Raw genomic sequence first — 16,830 nt, forward strand, 5'->3', positions numbered from 1 at the left:
GTCAGCGGGTGCTGTTCGCTCCGCGACGGCGCAGGCCGAAGAAGACGGCACCGCCACCGACGACGACCAGGGCCGCCGCGATGCCGGCGATCATGCCGGTGTTGGAGTTGGCGCCGGTCTCGGCGAGGTTGGAGTCACCGGCCGCCGGGGACGGGGCGTTGCTCGGCGCGGCTGCCGGAGCGGTGCTCTGGTCCTCCGTCGGTGCGGGGGCCGAGGTGGACGGCTCGGGGGCCGGGGTCTCCGTCTCGTCGGACGGGGTCGAGGAGCTCTCCGACGGGGTCGGGCTCGGAGTGTCCTCGGTCTTGCAGGGGGTCGACGGGGTCGTGAGGTTGGGCTTGATGTCCTCGTCGACGTAGGGGTCGGCCTTGACGTGGATGCGGTACTCGGCGTTCGGCTTCCAGTCCGCGGCGAAGGTGATGGTGCTGCCCTCGCGCGAGCCCTTGACCGTCTGCTCGCCGATCTTCTCGGCGTCGGCACCGTTGTTCTGCAGGTAGACGGTGACGACGGCGGGCACGCCGGCGGGGTCCACGTCGGTGACGGAGATGACACCCTTGTCGCCTTCGCACTTGGCGGCGGCGGAGAACTCGCCGATGTTGCAGGCGAGGGCGTTGCCGGCGGCGCCGACGGCAAGGGCCGCCGAGGCGGCGACGACGCCGAGGGCGCGGACGCTACGGCGTGATGCCGTGCGGCTGATTATGGACAGGACTGCCACGTTTGTCCTTTACGGGAGCACAGATGGGGGGTGGGCAGGGTGCCGACGCCCGATGACACGGCATCAGCACACCCATGAGCCTCACTGGTTTATAAGCGGTGCATAAGCAGTGTCAACGCATATGCCAGCCAAGCACGTTGACTTTGCCGTCTTATTAACCGACGACACGTTTCAGCGTGTCGGGAGGTGCCTCGGCCCCCTGCCGGCTCAGCCCTCGACCGCCGCCGGGTCCATCCACACGACCTCGAAGGTGTGGCCGTCGACGTCGTCGAAGGCGCGGCCGTACATGAAGCCGTGGTCCTGGGTCTCGCCGCTGACCGAACCGCCGGCCGCGACCGCCTTCTCCACCAGCTCGTCGACCTTCTCGCGGCTCTCGGCGCTCAGCGCGAGGAGCACCTCGCTGGACTTGCCGGAGTCCACGATCTCCTTCTTCGTGAACTGGCGGTACTTCTCCGGCGTGTGCACCATCACGACGATGGTCTCGCTGAGCGGGATCGAGGCCGTGGTGTCGTCGCTGAACTGGGCGTTGATCTCGTAGCCGAGACCGGTGAAGAACTTCTTCGAGGCGGCCAGGTCGTTGGTGGCCAGGTTCACGAAGATCATCTGCTGGTACATGAGGGCCTCTCCCGTAAGTGCGCTGCCGTGGTCGTGCTGTTCGAAGGGTTAGACGTACGGCGGGCGCGGAACTCATCGCCGTTTCGTGGATCTCTTCGAGAATTCTTCTCGCGGGTGCCGCGAGGGCGTCAGCGGGACAGGGGGAGCGCCGCCAGTGCCGCGACGATCAGGGTCAGCGGACCGAACAGGGCGAGCAGCGCGGCGGCGCGTACGGCGGCGGCGGCGCGCAGGGTGGCCGGGGGCGCCCCCAGCCGCAGCAGGGCGTCGGTGGTGTCGGCGCGGTCGTGCTTGGCCTCCACGGCCGCGGTGAGGAGGGTGGCCACCGTGCAGCCGGCCACGAGGAGGGCGCCCAGGGTGCTCAACGCGCCGAAGTCCGGGCCGTCGGCGGCGTACAGCGAGGTGGCCACGTAGGCCGCGGCCGCCACGGCGCAGACGACGCCGAGGGGGCGGCCGATGCGGTGCGCCTCGTCCATGAGGACGCGCCCGGCCAGCAGCCGCAGGGCGCCGGGGCGGGCGGCCTGGAGGAGGCGGCCGCACAGGTGGGTGAGGCCGGGGCCGGCGAGGGCGAGGCCCAGGGCGGTGAGGGCCCAGCCGACGAGGACGCCGGCCGACGGGGTGGTGTCGGGGGTGGGGGCCGGGCGCCCGGTGTAGGTCTCGACGGCGAGGCCCGCGGCGAGTACGGCGATGCCCCAGGGGAGGACGGTGGTGTTCGGCGGGCGGGGTGCCGGGAGGGCGGGGGCGGGGTCCTGCGCGGGCGGAGGACCGTCCGGGTCCGCCGCGGGGTCGCCGTCGCCGGCCCGCGTCAGCAGGGCGGCTCCTCCGGAGGGGGCGTCCGAGGGCTCGGCGGAACCGGCGGCTGCCCGCCGGGCTGCGGGCGCCGGGGCACCGGCCTGAGCCGGGGACGACGTCCAGCGGGCGCCGAAGCGGCCGTAGGCGCCGAAGGTCTCCCGGGCCTTGCCCCAGCCGTACGCCCCGAAGCGGCCGTAGCCGCGGGCGCCGGTGGCCCGGGCGCGGCGTGGTTCGCGGGGGCGCAGGGAGTACGCGACCGCGGCCGAGGCGGCGGCCGGTACCAGGGCCAGCAGCGTCAGGATGGCCGGCGCCGGGAGGGACTGGCCGACGGCCAGCGCGTCGGCCGGGACGCCGTCGAAGGGCGGGCCCGTCAGGTCGCCGCGCAGGTGGAGGAAGGCCAGCAGGGCCGCCACCGAGCCGAGCGCACCCGACAGGGCCGTGGTCGTCGCCGAGACGGCCATCAGCCGGCCCGGCCCGAGGCCGATCGCGGACAGCCCCGAGCGGGGCCGGGTGCCGGGGTCGGTGCGGGCCACGGCGACCGCGAGGTACACCGTGGCGGCGAGCGGCGCCGCGCACCAGGCGAGGCGGAGGGCGGAGGAACCGGGTGCGTCCGGGTGGCTCATCGCGTGTCCGAAGGCGCACAGCAGCAGGAAGCCCGTGCCCGCCGAGGCCACCGCGACCAGCAGACGGCGCAGGTGGACGGCGAGATGGGCGGCGCGGGTCAGGCGGAGAGCGAGCACGCGGCCCGGCCTTCCGTTCCGGAGGCCCCGGCGGCGCCCGTGGCCACCGTGGTCTCGGCGAGCGGGGGCAGATGCACGGTCCGTACCCGTCGTCCGTCCAGCAGCGCCACCGCGCGGTCCGCGAGGCCGGCGGTCTGCGCCTCGTGCGTCGCGAGGACGACGGTGATGCCGTGCGAGCGGGCCGCCGTGGTGAGGGTGCGCAGCACCTGGGCGCGGTCCGCGCGGTGCAGCGGCGCCGTGGGCTCGTCGGCGAAGAGGACCGCGGGGGCGACGGCCAGCGCGCGGGCGATGCAGACACGCTGCCGCTCGGCCTGCTTGAGTTCCCGCGGGCGCCGGCGGGCCTTGTCGCCGACGTCCAGGCGGTCCAGCCACTCCAGGGCGGCGGTCTTGGCCCGGCGCCGGCCCGTGCCGCGCAGCATGAGGGGGAGGGCGGCGTTCTCCCAGGCGTTCAGTTCCGGGACCAGCACGGGGGCGGGGTCGATCCAGCCGAAGCGGTCGCGGCGCAGCCGTTCGCGGCTGAGCGGTCCCATGGTGTGCACCGGCACGCTGTTGAACCACACCTCGCCGTCCTGCGGCCGGACCAGTCCGGACAGGCAGCGCAGCAGTGTGGTCTTGCCGCTTCCGCGCGGGCCGCTCACGGCGAGGATCTCGCCCTCGCGGACGCCGAGCGACACGCCTTGAAGCGCGGGGGAGCCGTCCTGGTGCTGGAAGTGCAGGGCGCGGGCCCAGAGCACGTCGTTGTCCGGCGGGGCCTCCATGGGCGTACACCTCGGTTCTGATCCGTGTTTCCCCGGTCACGTCCCCCGTCCGGGGGAACGAGGAGGGGGCCGATCGGTCACTGGGCACGGTAGGGAGTCGCCGCGGGGGAAGCCGGAAAGCACGCGGCCCCGGGCCGCCGTTCTCACTCGAACGGACGGCGCCGGGGCTCGTGGTGATCTTCTGGAACTACCGGATGATCATCTGGACGGATGATCAGAGTTTCGTCCACGCCTCCGTGAGCGTGGCGCGCAGGATCTGCTCGATCTCGTCGAAGGTCTCCTGGTTGGAGATCAGCGGCGGGGCGAGCTGGATGACCGGGTCGCCGCGGTCGTCGGCACGGCAGTACAGGCCGTTCTCGAAGAGCTTCTTGGAGAGGAAGCCGTACAGGACGCGCTCGGTCTCCTCGTCGGTGAAGGACTCCTTGGTGTTCTTGTCCTTGACCAGCTCGATGCCGTAGAAGAAGCCGTTGCCGCGGACGTCGCCGACGATCGGCAGGTCGTGCAGCTTCTCCAGGGTGGCGCGGAAGGCGCCCTCGTTGTCCAGCACGTGCTGGTTGAGGCCCTCGCGCTCGAAGAGGTCGAGGTTGGCGATGCCGACCGCGGCGGAGACCGGGTGGCCGCCGAAGGTGTAGCCGTGCAGGAAGGTGTTGTCGCCCTTGTAGAACGGCTCGGCCAGGCGGTCCGAGATGATGCAGGCGCCGATCGGGGAGTAGCCCGAGGTCATGCCCTTGGCGCAGGTGATCATGTCCGGGACGTATCCGAACTTGTCGCACGCGAAGGTCGTGCCCAGGCGGCCGAACGCGCAGATGACCTCGTCCGAGACGAGCAGCACGTCGTACTGGTCGCAGATCTCGCGCACCCGCTGGAAGTAGCCGGGCGGGGGCGGGAAGCAGCCACCGGCGTTCTGCACGGGCTCCAGGAAGACGGCCGCGACCGTCTCCGGGCCCTCGAAGAGGATCTGCTGCTCGATCTGGTCGGCGGCCCAGCGGCCGAAGGCCTCGGGGTCGTCGCCGAAGATCGGGGCGCGGTAGATGTTGGTGTTCGGCACCTTGTGCGCGCCCGGGACGAGCGGCTCGAACGGCGCCTTGAGGGCGGGCAGGCCGGTGATGGACAGGGCGCCCTGCGGGGTGCCGTGGTAGGCGACCGCGCGGGAGATGACCTTGTGCTTGGTCGGCTTGCCGGTCAGCTTGAAGTACTGCTTGGCGAGCTTCCAGGCGGTCTCGACCGCCTCGCCGCCGCCGGTGGTGAAGAAGACCTTGTTGAGGTCGCCGGGGGCCTCGTTCGCGAGACGCTCGGCCAGTTCGACGGCCTTCGGGTGGGCGTAGGACCAGATCGGGAAGAAGGCCAGCTCCTGGGCCTGCTTCGAGGCGGTCTCCGCCAGCTCCTGGCGGCCGTGTCCGGCCTGGACCACGAACAGGCCGGCGAGACCGTCGAGGTAGCGCTTGCCCTTGTCGTCGTAGATGTGGGTGCCCTCACCGCGGACGATGGTGGGGACGGGGGCGTTCTCGTACGACGACATGCGGGTGAAGTGCATCCACAGGTTGTCGTACGCGGTCCTGCTGAGGTCCTTGGGGCTGTCGGTGCTCACGATTATCGGGTTCCCCACATATAGGTCTGCTTCTTGAGCTTCATGTAGACGAAGCTCTCGGTGGAGCGCACGCCGGGCACGGCCCGTATGCGTCGGTTGATGACCTCCAGGAGGTGGTCGTCGTCCTCGCAGACGACCTCCACCATCAGGTCGAACGAGCCCGCGGTCATCACCACGTACTCGCATTCGGACATGGCCGTCAGCGCGTCGGCGACGGACCCCACGTCACCTTCCACGTTGACACCGACCATCGCCTGGCGGCGGAAGCCCACGGTGAGCGGGTCCGTCACGGCGACGATCTGCATCACGCCCTGGTCGAGCAGCTTCTGGACGCGCTGGCGCACCGCGGCCTCGGAGAGGCCCACGGCCTTGCCGATGGCGGCGTACGGCCGGCGGCCGTCCTCCTGGAGCTGTTCGATGATGGCGAGGGAGACGGCGTCCAACTGGGGACCGCCGTTCCTGGACTCGCGGGAGTCCTTCGGGTCTGCGCTTCGACTGGCCACGGGTTCACTGTGCACGACGTCTCGATAGTTTCGCAAGGTCGTATCGATGAAATCCGTTGTCTAGGTCGTGTCAGTCTGCGGATTTCGCAATCAAGGGGCGATCGGGGGTGTTGAAAACGTCGGTGCACGGATTAGGGTGGGTGTCTCAGTGATTGGACACCCAACCTTGGAGGGCCGGCAGTGAGCACCGAGCTGCGTCGTCTGCGCAATTACATCGACGGTGAGTTCCGGGACGCCGCCGACGGACGGACCACGGAGGTGGTCAACCCCGCCACGGGAGAGGCCTACGCGACCGCGCCCCTGTCCGGACAGGCTGACGTGGACGCGGCCATGGCGGCCGCCGCCGCGGCCTTCCCGGCCTGGCGCGACCTGGTACCGGCCGAGCGGCAGAAGGCCCTGCTGAAGATCGCCGACGCGTTCGAGGAGCGGGCCGAGGAGCTGATCGCTGCCGAGGTGGAGAACACGGGCAAGCCCATCGGGCTCACCCGCTCCGAGGAGATCCCGCCGATGGTCGACCAGATCCGCTTTTTCGCGGGTGCCGCGCGGATGCTGGAGGGCCGCAGCGCGGGTGAGTACATGGAGGGCCTGACCTCCATGGTCCGCCGCGAGCCGATCGGCGTCTGCGCGCAGGTCGCCCCCTGGAACTACCCGATGATGATGGCCGTGTGGAAGTTCGCCCCGGCGCTCGCCGCGGGCAACACGGTCGTCCTCAAGCCGTCGGACACCACCCCGGCGTCCACGGCCCTGATGGCCGACATCATCGGCTCGATCGTGCCCAAGGGCGTCTTCAACGTCGTCTGCGGCGACCGCGACACCGGCCGCCTGATGGTCGAGCACGAGACCCCGGCGATGGCCTCCATCACCGGCTCCGTGCGGGCCGGCATGTCGGTCGCCGAGTCGGCGTCGAAGGACCTCAAGCGGGTCCACCTGGAGCTGGGCGGCAAGGCCCCGGTCGTCGTCTTCGAGGACACCGACATCCCCAAGGCCGTCGAGGACATCTCGACCGCGGGCTACTTCAACGCCGGCCAGGACTGCACGGCGGCCACCCGCGTGCTCGTCCACGAGTCGATCCACGACGAGTTCGTGAGCGCCCTCGCCAAGGCCGCGTCCGAGACCAAGACCGGCCGGCCGGACGACGAGGACGTGCTGTACGGCCCGCTCAACAACCCGAACCAGCTCAAGCAGGTCACCGGGTTCATCGAGCGCCTGCCCGCGCACGCCAAGGTCGAGGCGGGCGGCCACCGGGTCGGCGACAAGGGCTACTTCTACGCCCCGACCGTCGTCTCCGGTCTCAAGCAGGACGACGAGATCATCCAGAAGGAGGTCTTCGGCCCGGTCATCACCGTCCAGTCCTTCCGCGACGAGGACCAGGCGGTCGAGTGGGCCAACGGCGTCGAGTACGCGCTGGCCTCCTCGGTGTGGACCAAGGACCACGGCCGCGCGATGCGGATGTCCAAGAAGCTGGACTTCGGCTGCGTGTGGATCAACACCCACATCCCGCTGGTCGCCGAGATGCCGCACGGCGGCTTCAAGAAGTCCGGCTACGGCAAGGACCTGTCGTCGTACGGCTTCGACGACTACACGCGGGTCAAGCACGTGATGACGTCGCTGGACGCCTGACACCCCGGTTCGCGCACCGCGGCCCCGGACGGGATTCCCGTCCGGGGCCGCGGTGCGTGCATCGTGAACGCGTCCCGGTCGACAGGGTGTCGGGCCTGGCCGGAGGCGCTCGACGCAGCGTCGATTGTCCCGGTGGGCGCGGGCGCGGGATCCTGCGGCCATGCCCCTGCTCCCGAGGACGCCCTCGATCTCCCGCCGGTCCCTGCTGCGCGGCCTGGGCGGCGGCGCCGCGCTCGGCGCGCTGGCCGGCTGCGGTGTGCCGGCCGCGTACGTCGCGCCGGGCGACCGCGCCGCCGCCGACCGGTCCGCCACCGAGCGCCGGCTGACCTGGGCGAACTGGCCGCTGTACATCGACACCGACGACGAACACCCGAGCCGGCGGCCCACGCTGGAGGCGTTCGAGGACCGGACGGGCGTCTCCGTCGACTACATCGAGGAGATCAACGACAACGACGAGTTCTTCGGCAAGATCAGCCCGTCCCTGATGAACCACCAGCCCACCGACCGCGACCTGATCGTCATCAGCGACTGGATGTGCGGCCGCTTCGTCCGGCTCGGCTGGGTGCAGGAGATGGACCGTTCCCGGCAGCCGAACGTCACCAAGTACCTGGACCCCCTGCTGCGTTCGCCCGCCTTCGACCCCGGCCGCGAGTACACCGTGCCCTGGCAGTCGGGCATCACCGGCATCGCCTACAACCGCCGCCGGCTGGGCCGGGAGATCCGGCACGTGTCCGACCTGTGGGCGGCCGACCTCAAGGGCCGGGTGACCCTGCTGTCCGGCATGGACGAGGCGTTCGCCCTGCTGATGCAGGGCGACGGGGTGGACATCACCGACTGGCGGACGGACGACTTCCACACGATGTGCGACCTGGTGGAGAAGCAGGTCGGCAGGGGCCAGATCCGCCGCTTCACCGGCAACGACTACATCAAGGACCTCTCCAGCGGGGACGTGCTGGCCTGCCAGGCCTACTCCGGTGACGTGATCCAGCTCCAGGCCGACGACCCGGACATCGAGTTCGTCGTCCCGGAGGAGGGCGCCGAGCTGTGGGCGGAGTCCCTGATGATCCCCAACCTGGCCCGCCACAAGGGCAACGCCGAGCGGCTGATCGACTACTACTACCGGCCCGAGGTCGCCGCCGAGCTGGCCGCCTGGGTCAACTACGTCTGCCCGGTCCCCGCCGCCCGGGACGTACTCGCCTCCTCCGACGACCCGGACACGGCTGCCCTCGCCGAGGACCCGCTGATCTTCCCGGACGACAAGATGCGCGAGCGCCTCAGGATCGCCCGGGACATCGGGGCGGGGGAGCGGGCGGAGTTCGCGAAGCGGTGGAACGGGATCGTCGGCGTCTAGCAGACCGACGGGATGGACGATTCATCGAGTGGTGAATCGCGTTCCGGGGAAGTCGGCGGTGCGGTCACGCCCGGGCTGCCGGCGGCCTGGGCCCTGCACGATGGCGAGGAACTGGCGACCAGGCCGGGCTGGTGGCGCCGCAACCTGCCGGCCCGGCACCGGCCGCGTCGCGCCGGTGTGCCGCGGCCCACGCGCCCGCGCGACTTCGCCCGGGGGCTGGGGCTCGCGGGCGCGTCGGCGGTCGCGGCGCACACCGTGGCGCGGCGGCTGACGGGGGTTACTTCAGCGCGGCCGCGGTGATGCCGTCGATGACCGGGTTGCGCTCCGCGCTCTTGGCGTCGGTGGAGTTGACCGAATAGACGAGGGTGCGGCTCAGGTCGCGGGTGCCGGCGATGAGTGCGCTGTAGCCGTAGCGGGAACCCGACTTGCCCCAGAGGATCTGGTCGCCGACCTTCTTGTACTCCAGGCCCGCGCTGCGGGTCGCCTCCGGGAGGCCCGCCGGAGTCGTGAACATCTCCTCCAACTGCGGCTGCGGCACGATCCGTTCCGAGAACAGCTCCGTGAGCAGCCGCTCCAGGTCGGCGGTGGTCGAGATCATGTCGCCGGCCGCCCAGCGGTCCGCCTGGTTCCACTCGGTCACGTCGACCGGCTTCGTCGTCCCGTCGGGCCCATCCACCTTCTGGTAGCCCCGGTTGTGCGGGCCCCGGATGCGGGGGTCGGTGCCGGGGAAGTAGGTGTGGCGCATGCCGGCCGGGCGCAGGACGAGCCTGGTGGCCTCGGCGGCGTACGTGCGTCCCGTCACCTTCTCGATCAACAGGCCGAGGACCGTGTAGTTGATGTTCAGGTAGTGCTGCCGCGTTCCGGGGTCGAACTCGGGTCCTTTCGCGATCGCCGACTCCGCGACCCGCTGCGGGGTGAGGGTGTCGAAGCGGTGCGCGTACGCCTCCGCGAAGTCGTCGCCGAGGCTGTCTCCCGCCTGGATGCCGCTGGTGTGGTTCAGCAACTGGCGCACGCCGATCGGCCGGAACTCCGGCGTGAAGAGGTCGGGCAGGTAGCGCTGTACCGGCGCCTCCAGGTCCACCCTGCCCTCCGCCGCCAGCCGCAGCACGGTGGCGGCGGTGACGACCTTGGTGACCGACCCGGCCCGGAAGCGGGCGTTCGCGCGTGCCGGGCGCTCACTGGCCAGGTCGCGCACACCCCCGCTGCCGCGCCAGGTCTCGCCGGTGGCGCCCACCCGCACGAGGGCGGCGGTGGCGTACTGGTTCGGGACCGCGTCGACGGCGGCGCGCAGCGCGACCTCGTCCAGTACGTCCGTCCCGTGTCCGGGGGTGGAGGTCGCGGAAGCGATGGGGGAGGGCGGTGCGGCGAAGGCCGGCGCCGCCAGTGGGCCGGCGGCGAGGGCGAGTACGAGGGAAGTGGCGAGGACGGTGGAGGTACGGCCACGCATCGACGGCTCCAGTGGGTCCGGGCGGGAAGGTCGATGATCATCCTCGTCCGCCGCGACCCGCCGCGGATCGTCGGCGAGGAGGGCACGGGCCCCGGACCCGGACTCCGGGAAGTCCCCCACGAGCGGGGGGACTTGTGCGGGATCACCCCTACGGGCGCGGACCCGCCCCGTCACGCAGGGCGCACAGCACGTCGACCCGGTTGGTCGTGATCGAGTCGGCGCCCAGGGCGATCAGCCGGCGCATGGTGCGGCGGGTGTCCGGGGTCCACACCGACAGCAGGTAGCCGTCGGCGTGGACGCGGTCGGACAGTGCCCGGTCGACCAGGCCGAAGCGGTAGTTGAGCCACCGCGGCCGGACCGCCGCCAGCAGGGCGGCCCGGGGCGGGGCCGACGTCGTCCACGTGAGGGCGATCTCGGCGGCCGGGTCGGCGGCGCGTACGGCGAGCATGGCGACGGGCCCCGCCGTGTAGTACACGCGGTCCTCGGCCCCGCACTCGCGGACCACGTCCACGATGCGCCGGACCGCCCGCTCGCCGGGCGCCCCCGGCAGGTCGAGCATCAGCCTGCTGCCGTCGGTGGCGGCCAGCGCCTCCGCGAGGGTCGGCACCCTGCCCGCCGTGAGCCCCCGCACCTCCTCGGCCGACAGCGAGCGCAGCGGCCGCTCGTGCTCCCACAGCCTCTTCAGCGTCTCGTCGTGCAGCAGCACGGGCACGCCGTCGCGGGTGAGGCGTACGTCGGTCTCGACCGCGTCCGCGCCGCGGTCCAGGGCGGAGCGCAGCGAGTCGAGCGTGTTCTCGCGGTGCCGGTACGGGTCGCCGCGGTGGGCCACGGCGGTCACTTCGCGCAGGGGAGGATGCATGGGGGCGGCCGCCTCAGGAGGAGAGCCAGGAGGCGGTGTACGTGTCGATCTCGTCCTTGATCGCTGCCTTGCCCGGCGCGTCCAGGAACGACGCCTCGACCCCGTCCTTCGCCAGGCCGGCGAGGCCCCGCTCGTCCAGGCCGAGGAGCCGGGCGGCGACGGCGTACTCGTTGTTGAGGTCGGTGCCGAACATCGGCGGGTCGTCGGAGTTGATCGTCACGAGGACTCCGGCCCGCACGAACTCCTTGATCGGGTGCTCGTCGAGGGTGCGCACCGCACGGGTGGCGATGTTCGAGGTCGGGCACACCTCCAGCGGGATGCGCCGCTCGGCGAGGTGGGCCAGCAGCTTCGGGTCCTGGGCGGAGCTGGTGCCGTGGCCGATGCGCTCGGCGCGCAGCTCGGTCAGGGCGTCCCAGACGGTCTCCGGGCCGGTGGTCTCGCCGGCGTGCGGCACCGAGTGCAGTCCGGCGGCGATCGCCCGGTCGAAGTACGGCTTGAACTGCGGCCGGCCGACCCCGATCTCGGGCCCGCCCAGGCCGAAGGAGACCAGGCCCTCCGGGCGCAGCCGGTCGTCCGTGGCGAGCCGCGCGGTCTCCTCCGCCGACTGGAGCCCCGCCTCGCCGGGGATGTCGAAGCACCAGCGCAGTACGGTCCCGAACTCGGCCTCCGCCGCCTTGCGGGCGTCCTCGATCGCGTCCATGAAGGCGCGCTCGTCGATGCCGCGCCGGGTGGAGGAGAACGGGGTGATGGTCAGCTCGGCGTACCGCACCTGCTGCCGGGCCAGTTCCCGGGCCACCTCGTAGGTCAGCAGCCGGACGTCCTCCGGGGTGCGGATCAGGTCCACGACGGACAGGTACACGTCGATGAAGTGCGCGAAGTCCGTGAAGGTGAAGTAGTCGGCCAGGGCCTCGGGGTCGGTGGGGACCTTGGAGTCGGGGTGGCGTGCGGCCAGCTCCGAGACGATGCGCGGGGAGGCGGAACCGACGTGGTGGACGTGCAGTTCGGCCTTCGGCAGTCCGGCGATGAAGGCGTGCAGGTCACGCGGGACGTCGGGGTCGACGAGGTGCTCGGTCAAGGGTGTTCCTCCCCACGGCGGCGTCCCGGGCCGGCGTGGGCCGGCGGGGCGCGGGTGATCGGCTGATCGGTGACTCGGGATCATCGTAGGCCGGGCCCGTGCCGGCCGGGGACGGGCCGTAGCATGACGGGACGTTCGACTGAGGGGGACCCGCACATGCCCGACGACGCGCAGCCGCCGAGAAACGACCCGCGGCACACGCCTCAGGCTCCGGGGAACGATCCGGCACCAGGCTCGGCCGCGCCCGGAACCCCTGCCGACGGCGGCCCTTCCGTGGGCGCCACCGCACCCACCCCGGGGGTCGGCCTCGACAAGCCGCACACGCCGGAAGTGCCCGGCACGCCGGAAGTGCCGAGGGTCCCCGGTGGTCCGGCCGGCCCCGACCCCTGGGCGCCGCCCGCGGACACCGCCCCTCCGGCCGACGGCGGACCCGGCGCGACCGTCGCCTCGAACGACGGCGCGTCCTGGCCGCCCCCGTCCGTCCACGACCAGCAGACGGTCACGTCCATGCCGGCCGCGGACCCCCCGCGGTGGGCCGCACCGTCCGCCCCCGCCAACCCCTTCGCGGCACCGGACCCGACGGCCGCCGCGAGCACCGGCGCGCCCAACCCCTTCGCACCCCCGGTCACGACGCCGCCGTACGCCCAGGACCGGCAGCCGGTCCCGCCGCCGCCCATCGCGCCGGACGGCCCCGGCCAGGTCCCCTACGGCTACCCGGGCCCGGTCGGCTACGGGCACCCGGGCCCGGCCGGCTACCCCGGTGCGCAGCAGCCGCACGGCTACTACGGCTGGTCGGGCATGGGGCCGATGCCGAGCAACGGCATGGGCACCACCGGCCTCGTCCTCGGCATCATCGCCGCCGTCGGCTTCTGCCTCTGGCCGCTCGCGATCATCGTGGGCATCCTCGGGATCGTCTTCGGCTCCCTCGGCCGCGCGAAGGCGAACCGGGGCGAGGCCACCAACGCGGGCCAGGCGCTGGCCGGGGTCATCTGCGGAATAGTCGGCGTGGTCCTGGGCGTGGGCTTCGGGCTGCTGGTGATCCTCGCGCCCTGAGGGCCCGGCATCGCGCCGCGCCGTATCGCGCTGCCCCGAAGGGGGACGCGTGGCGCGGACGGACGTGCCCCGTCGGTCGTCAGCCCGACGCGCAGGCCCGCAACCGCTCCCGCGCCCCCATCAGCGCGAACCCCAGCAGATTCGCCCCCCGCCACCGCTCCGGGTCCGTCGCCGCCTCGTCGGAGGCGGGCAGGCCGATGCCCCAGACGCGGTCCACCGGGCTGGCCTCGACCAGGACCCTGTCGCCCGTGTTCAGCAGGAAGTCGCGCAGCGCCGGGTCCGAGGCGAACTTGTGGGTGCTGCCCTCGACGACGATCGCGAAGCGTTCCCGCCGCCACACCGCCTCGTCGAAGCCGCGGACCAGTCGGCCCGCCTTCTTGGCCTCGGCGGGATGGCCGGCGGCCAGGACGCGGCGCTCGGCCTCCGGGTCCTCGAAGAGTCTGGCCTTGCCGGCCATCATCCAGTGCTCGGCCGTCGCGTACTCCACCCCGGCGACGGTGAACGGCGACGGCCACCACTGGCTCAGGCAGCCCGGTCCGATACGGCCGTCGGGGAGCGGGCGGTGACCCCAGAAGCAGAGGTACCTGATCCGAGCGCCCGCGCGGACCCGGCCGAGCAGCGCCTCCCTGCTGTCGATGACGCCGGCCTTCGGTGCCGCCCCCGTGATCCTGTCCATGCACGCGAGTCTGGCACGCGCCACTGACACTCCGTCCGTGCTTTTCCGTGGCGACTCGACACCTGGTCGACAGATTCCGTCGCGTAACCAAATGGCAACAACGGAATCACTTGTTGGAGCCCTAGTGCTCTGTCAGGATCGGCACTCACATCGAGCCTGAGCCACGCCGGCCCCCGCCACGGGGAGACCGAGGAGAGCCGACATGCACAACCCGGGCAACGCCACCCCGGACCGATTCCCGGCCCAGGACCGCTTCGCGGACGGGGCCCAGTACATCGCGGGCCGTCTGACGAAGGGCACTTCCGGGCGTACGCACACCGTCGTCGATCCGGCGACCGGCGAGGACGTCCTGACCTACGAGCTGGCCGGTCCCGACGACGTCGACGCGGCCGTCGCCGCCGCGCGGGAGGCGTTCCCGGGGTGGGCGGGCGCAACGCCCGGTGAGCGCTCCGACGCGATGCACCGGTTCGCCGCCGTGCTCGCCGACCGCGCCGAGGACTTCGCCCGCGCGGAGTCCCTCCAGTGCGGGAAGCCGCTGAAGCTGACCCGCGAGTTCGACGTGCCCGGCAGCATCGACAACGCGGCCTTCTTCGCCGGCGCCGCCCGGCACCTCCAGGGCCAGTCGGCGGGGGAGTACTCCGGCGACCACACCTCGTACGTGCGCCGCGAGCCGATCGGCGTGGTCGGGTCCATCGCGCCCTGGAACTACCCCCTCCAGATGGCCGCCTGGAAGATCCTCCCGGCGATCGCCGCGGGCAACACCATCGTGCTGAAGCCCGCCGAGATCACCCCGCTGACCTCCCTGATGTTCGCCGAGGCCGCGACCGCCGCCGGTATCCCCGACGGTGTGATCAACATCGTGAGCGGAACCGGGCGGGAGGCCGGTGAGCACCTGGTCGCCCACCCCGACGTCGCCATGACCTCCTTCACCGGGTCCACCGCGATCGGCAAGCGGGTCGCCGAGGTCGCCACCGCCACCGTCAAGCGCCTGCACCTGGAGCTGGGCGGCAAGGCGCCCTTCCTCGTCTTCGACGACGCCGACCTGGACGCCGCCGTCCACGGCGCGGTCGCCGGCGCGCTGATCAACACCGGCCAGGACTGCACCGCCGCCACGCGCGCGTACGTGCAGCGGCCCCTGTACGAGGCGTTCGTCGAGCAGACCGCCGCCCTCATGGAGACCGTGCGGGTCGGCGACCCCTTCGCGCCGGGCACCGACCTCGGCCCGCTGGTCAGCCACGTCCAGCGGGACCGCGTCGCCGGGTTCGTCGACCGGGCGCGCGCCTACGCGCGCGTGGTGGCCGGCGGCGAGGCACCGCGGGGCGACCTCAAGGACGGCGCCTTCTACCGGCCCACCCTCATCGCCGACGCCGCGCAGGACAGCGAGGTCGTCCAGTCCGAGATCTTCGGTCCCGTCCTGGTCGTGCTGCCCTTCGACAGCGACGACGAGGGCATCCGGCTGGCCAACGACACGCCGTACGGGCTCGCCGCCTCCGCCTGGAGCCGGGACGTGTACCGGGCGAACCGCGCCACCCGCGAGATCAAGGCGGGCTGTGTGTGGATCAACGACCACATTCCGATCATCAGCGAGATGCCGCACGGCGGATACAAGGCGTCCGGCTTCGGCAAGGACATGTCGGCCTACTCCTTCGAGGAGTACACACAGGTCAAGCACGTCATGTTCGACAACACCGCGGTGGCGGCCAAGGACTGGCACCGCACCGTCTTCGGGGACCGATAGTCACGTCGAGAGGCCGCCGACCACGGCCGACCCACCCGAAAGGTCACCACGCGCATGGAGCACTACGAGCCCGACCGCCTGTCACCGGCCCAAGTGGCCGCCATGCGGCGCAGTCTCAGGAGCGGCAGGGCCGCCCTCACCCGTCGCTCACTGCTGCGCGCCTCCGCGGGCGGCGCGCTCGCGGTCGGCGGCCTCGGCATGCTGAGCGGCTGCGGGATCCCGGCGGCCGGCAAGACCGAGGGCGGCGTCTCCGCCGAGGACCGGTCCGAGAAGGAGAAGCGCATCGCCTTCTCCAACTGGACCGAGTACATGGACGTCGACGAGGCCGGCCGGCGCCACCCCACGCTGGAGGCGTTCACCAAGCGCACCGGCATCAAGGTCACCTACACCGAGGACATCAACGACAACAGCGAGTTCTTCGGCAAGATCCAGCCGCAGCTCGCCGCGGGCCAGGAGACCGGCCGCGACATCATCGTCCTCACCGACTGGCTGGCGGCCCGCCTGATCCGTCTCGGCTGGGTCCAGAAACTGGACCCGGCCAACCTGCCGCACGCCTTCGCCAACCTGTCGCCCCAGTTCCGCAACCCGGACTGGGACCCGGGCCGCGCCTACTCGTACCCCTGGCAGGGCATCTCGACCGTCATCGCCTACAACAAGAAGGCGTTGGACGGCATCGAGGTGAAGACGGTCGCCGACCTGCTCGACAACCCGAAGCTCAAGGGCCGGGTCGGCTTCCTCACCGAGATGCGCGACACCGTCGGCATGGTGCTGCTCGACCTGGGCAAGGACCCGGCCCGCTTCTCGGACGACGACTACGACGCGGCGGTCGCCCGGCTCCAGAAGGGCGTCGACCGCGGTCAGATCCGCCGCTTCACCGGCAACGACTACACCTCGGACCTCAGCAAGGGCGACTTCGCGGCCTGCCTGGCCTGGGCCGGGGACGTCGTCCAGCTCAAGGCGGACAACCCGGACATCGACTTCGTGATCCCGGACAGCGGCTACGTCACGTCGAGCGACAACATGCTGGTCCCCAACAAGGCGCGGCACAAGACGAACGCCGAGCGGCTCATCGACTACTACTACGAGCCCCGCCCGGCCGCGGAACTCGCCGCCTACATCAACTTCGTCTGCCCCGTCGACGGCGTGAAGGACGAGCTGGCGAAGATCGACGAGGACGCGGCGAACAACCCGCTGATCATTCCCGACAAGGCCATGCAGGCCAAGTCGCACTCCTTCCGCTCCCTGAGTTCGAAGGAAGAGACGGCATACGAAGAGAAGTTCGCGAAGCTCACTGGGGCGTGACGAC

Annotated in this window: 16 protein-coding genes; 6 read left to right on the top strand and 10 right to left on the bottom strand. The window is 71.8% G+C overall.

Annotated features, from left to right (window positions below; genetic code table 11):
- Position 1 precedes the first annotated feature (1 nt).
- The 6 genes from OIE75_RS26885 to OIE75_RS26910 form a co-directional block, all read right to left on the bottom strand.
- The gene (locus tag OIE75_RS26885; RefSeq protein ID WP_329472335.1) at positions 2–712 is read right to left on the bottom strand and encodes an LAETG motif-containing sortase-dependent surface protein; all 711 of its coding nucleotides are present in this window, start codon (positions 710–712) and stop codon (positions 2–4) included.
- A gap of 207 nt (positions 713–919) precedes the next feature.
- On the bottom strand, positions 920–1,327 hold the full coding sequence (locus OIE75_RS26890) for a VOC family protein (RefSeq protein ID WP_161328180.1): 408 nt from the start codon (positions 1,325–1,327) through the stop codon (positions 920–922).
- A gap of 128 nt (positions 1,328–1,455) precedes the next feature.
- Positions 1,456–2,856: a hypothetical protein gene (locus OIE75_RS26895; RefSeq protein ID WP_307015359.1), complete on the bottom strand. Its 1,401-nt coding sequence runs from the start codon at positions 2,854–2,856 to the stop codon at positions 1,456–1,458.
- Positions 2,838–3,614 carry an ABC transporter ATP-binding protein gene (locus tag OIE75_RS26900; RefSeq protein ID WP_307015360.1) on the bottom strand — a complete coding sequence of 259 codons (777 nt, stop codon included), beginning with the start codon at positions 3,612–3,614 and terminating at the stop codon, positions 2,838–2,840. Before OIE75_RS26900 ends, OIE75_RS26895 begins: the two co-directional genes overlap by 19 nt.
- A 214-nt stretch (positions 3,615–3,828) precedes the next feature.
- Positions 3,829–5,202, bottom strand: coding sequence for an aspartate aminotransferase family protein (locus tag OIE75_RS26905; protein ID WP_161328385.1), 1,374 nt, complete (start codon positions 5,200–5,202; stop codon positions 3,829–3,831).
- A gap of 2 nt (positions 5,203–5,204) precedes the next feature.
- Positions 5,205–5,720 carry an Lrp/AsnC family transcriptional regulator gene (locus OIE75_RS26910; protein ID WP_329472336.1) on the bottom strand — a complete coding sequence of 172 codons (516 nt, stop codon included), beginning with the start codon at positions 5,718–5,720 and terminating at the stop codon, positions 5,205–5,207.
- 165 nt (positions 5,721–5,885) lie between these two features.
- On the opposite strand from OIE75_RS26910, the gene OIE75_RS26915 reads away from it, so the two are divergent.
- The 3 genes from OIE75_RS26915 to OIE75_RS26925 all read left to right on the top strand — a co-directional run bounded on the left by OIE75_RS26915 (position 5,886) and on the right by OIE75_RS26925 (position 8,976).
- Positions 5,886–7,325 carry a gamma-aminobutyraldehyde dehydrogenase gene (locus OIE75_RS26915; protein WP_307015361.1) on the top strand — a complete coding sequence of 480 codons (1,440 nt, stop codon included), beginning with the start codon at positions 5,886–5,888 and terminating at the stop codon, positions 7,323–7,325.
- A gap of 160 nt (positions 7,326–7,485) precedes the next feature.
- A complete protein-coding gene (locus tag OIE75_RS26920) occupies positions 7,486–8,676 on the top strand; it encodes a polyamine ABC transporter substrate-binding protein (RefSeq protein ID WP_307015362.1) in 1,191 nt (396 codons plus the stop codon).
- A gap of 12 nt (positions 8,677–8,688) precedes the next feature.
- Positions 8,689–8,976, top strand: a complete 288-nt coding sequence (locus tag OIE75_RS26925; RefSeq protein ID WP_329472337.1) for an HXXEE domain-containing protein — start codon at positions 8,689–8,691, stop codon at positions 8,974–8,976.
- On the opposite strand, the gene OIE75_RS26930 is transcribed toward OIE75_RS26925, so the two are convergent.
- From OIE75_RS26930 to OIE75_RS26940, 3 genes are all read right to left on the bottom strand, one after another.
- Positions 8,954–10,123: a serine hydrolase domain-containing protein gene (locus tag OIE75_RS26930; RefSeq protein ID WP_329472338.1), complete on the bottom strand. Its 1,170-nt coding sequence runs from the start codon at positions 10,121–10,123 to the stop codon at positions 8,954–8,956. The genes OIE75_RS26925 and OIE75_RS26930 overlap by 23 nt on opposite strands.
- Positions 10,124–10,271: 148 nt before the next feature.
- A complete protein-coding gene (locus tag OIE75_RS26935; protein ID WP_307015364.1) occupies positions 10,272–10,982 on the bottom strand; it encodes a glycerophosphodiester phosphodiesterase in 711 nt (236 codons plus the stop codon).
- A 13-nt stretch (positions 10,983–10,995) separates the two neighbouring features.
- Positions 10,996–12,057: an adenosine deaminase gene (locus tag OIE75_RS26940; RefSeq protein WP_307015365.1), complete on the bottom strand. Its 1,062-nt coding sequence runs from the start codon at positions 12,055–12,057 to the stop codon at positions 10,996–10,998.
- A 273-nt stretch (positions 12,058–12,330) separates the two neighbouring features.
- On the opposite strand from OIE75_RS26940, the gene OIE75_RS26945 reads away from it, so the two are divergent.
- On the top strand, positions 12,331–13,110 hold the full coding sequence (locus OIE75_RS26945; protein WP_329472339.1) for a hypothetical protein: 780 nt from the start codon (positions 12,331–12,333) through the stop codon (positions 13,108–13,110).
- Between the two features lie 79 nt (positions 13,111–13,189).
- Here the strand turns inward: OIE75_RS26945 and OIE75_RS26950 are convergent, their stop codons facing one another.
- Positions 13,190–13,786 carry an NADAR family protein gene (locus tag OIE75_RS26950; protein WP_329472340.1) on the bottom strand — a complete coding sequence of 199 codons (597 nt, stop codon included), beginning with the start codon at positions 13,784–13,786 and terminating at the stop codon, positions 13,190–13,192.
- Between the two features lie 202 nt (positions 13,787–13,988).
- Between OIE75_RS26950 and OIE75_RS26955 the strand changes: the two genes are divergently transcribed.
- Together OIE75_RS26955 and OIE75_RS26960 are read left to right on the top strand one after the other, a co-directional pair.
- The gene (locus OIE75_RS26955) at positions 13,989–15,524 is read left to right on the top strand and encodes a gamma-aminobutyraldehyde dehydrogenase (protein WP_329472341.1); all 1,536 of its coding nucleotides are present in this window, start codon (positions 13,989–13,991) and stop codon (positions 15,522–15,524) included.
- Positions 15,525–15,578: 54 nt separating this feature from the next.
- Positions 15,579–16,826 (top strand): polyamine ABC transporter substrate-binding protein, encoded by a 1,248-nt coding sequence (locus tag OIE75_RS26960; RefSeq protein WP_329472342.1) that lies wholly within the window; start codon positions 15,579–15,581, stop codon positions 16,824–16,826.
- Positions 16,827–16,830 lie beyond the last annotated feature (4 nt).

The sequence above is a fragment of the Streptomyces sp. NBC_01723 genome (genome assembly GCF_036246005.1).
Classification (GTDB): Bacteria; Actinomycetota; Actinomycetes; order Streptomycetales; family Streptomycetaceae; genus Streptomyces.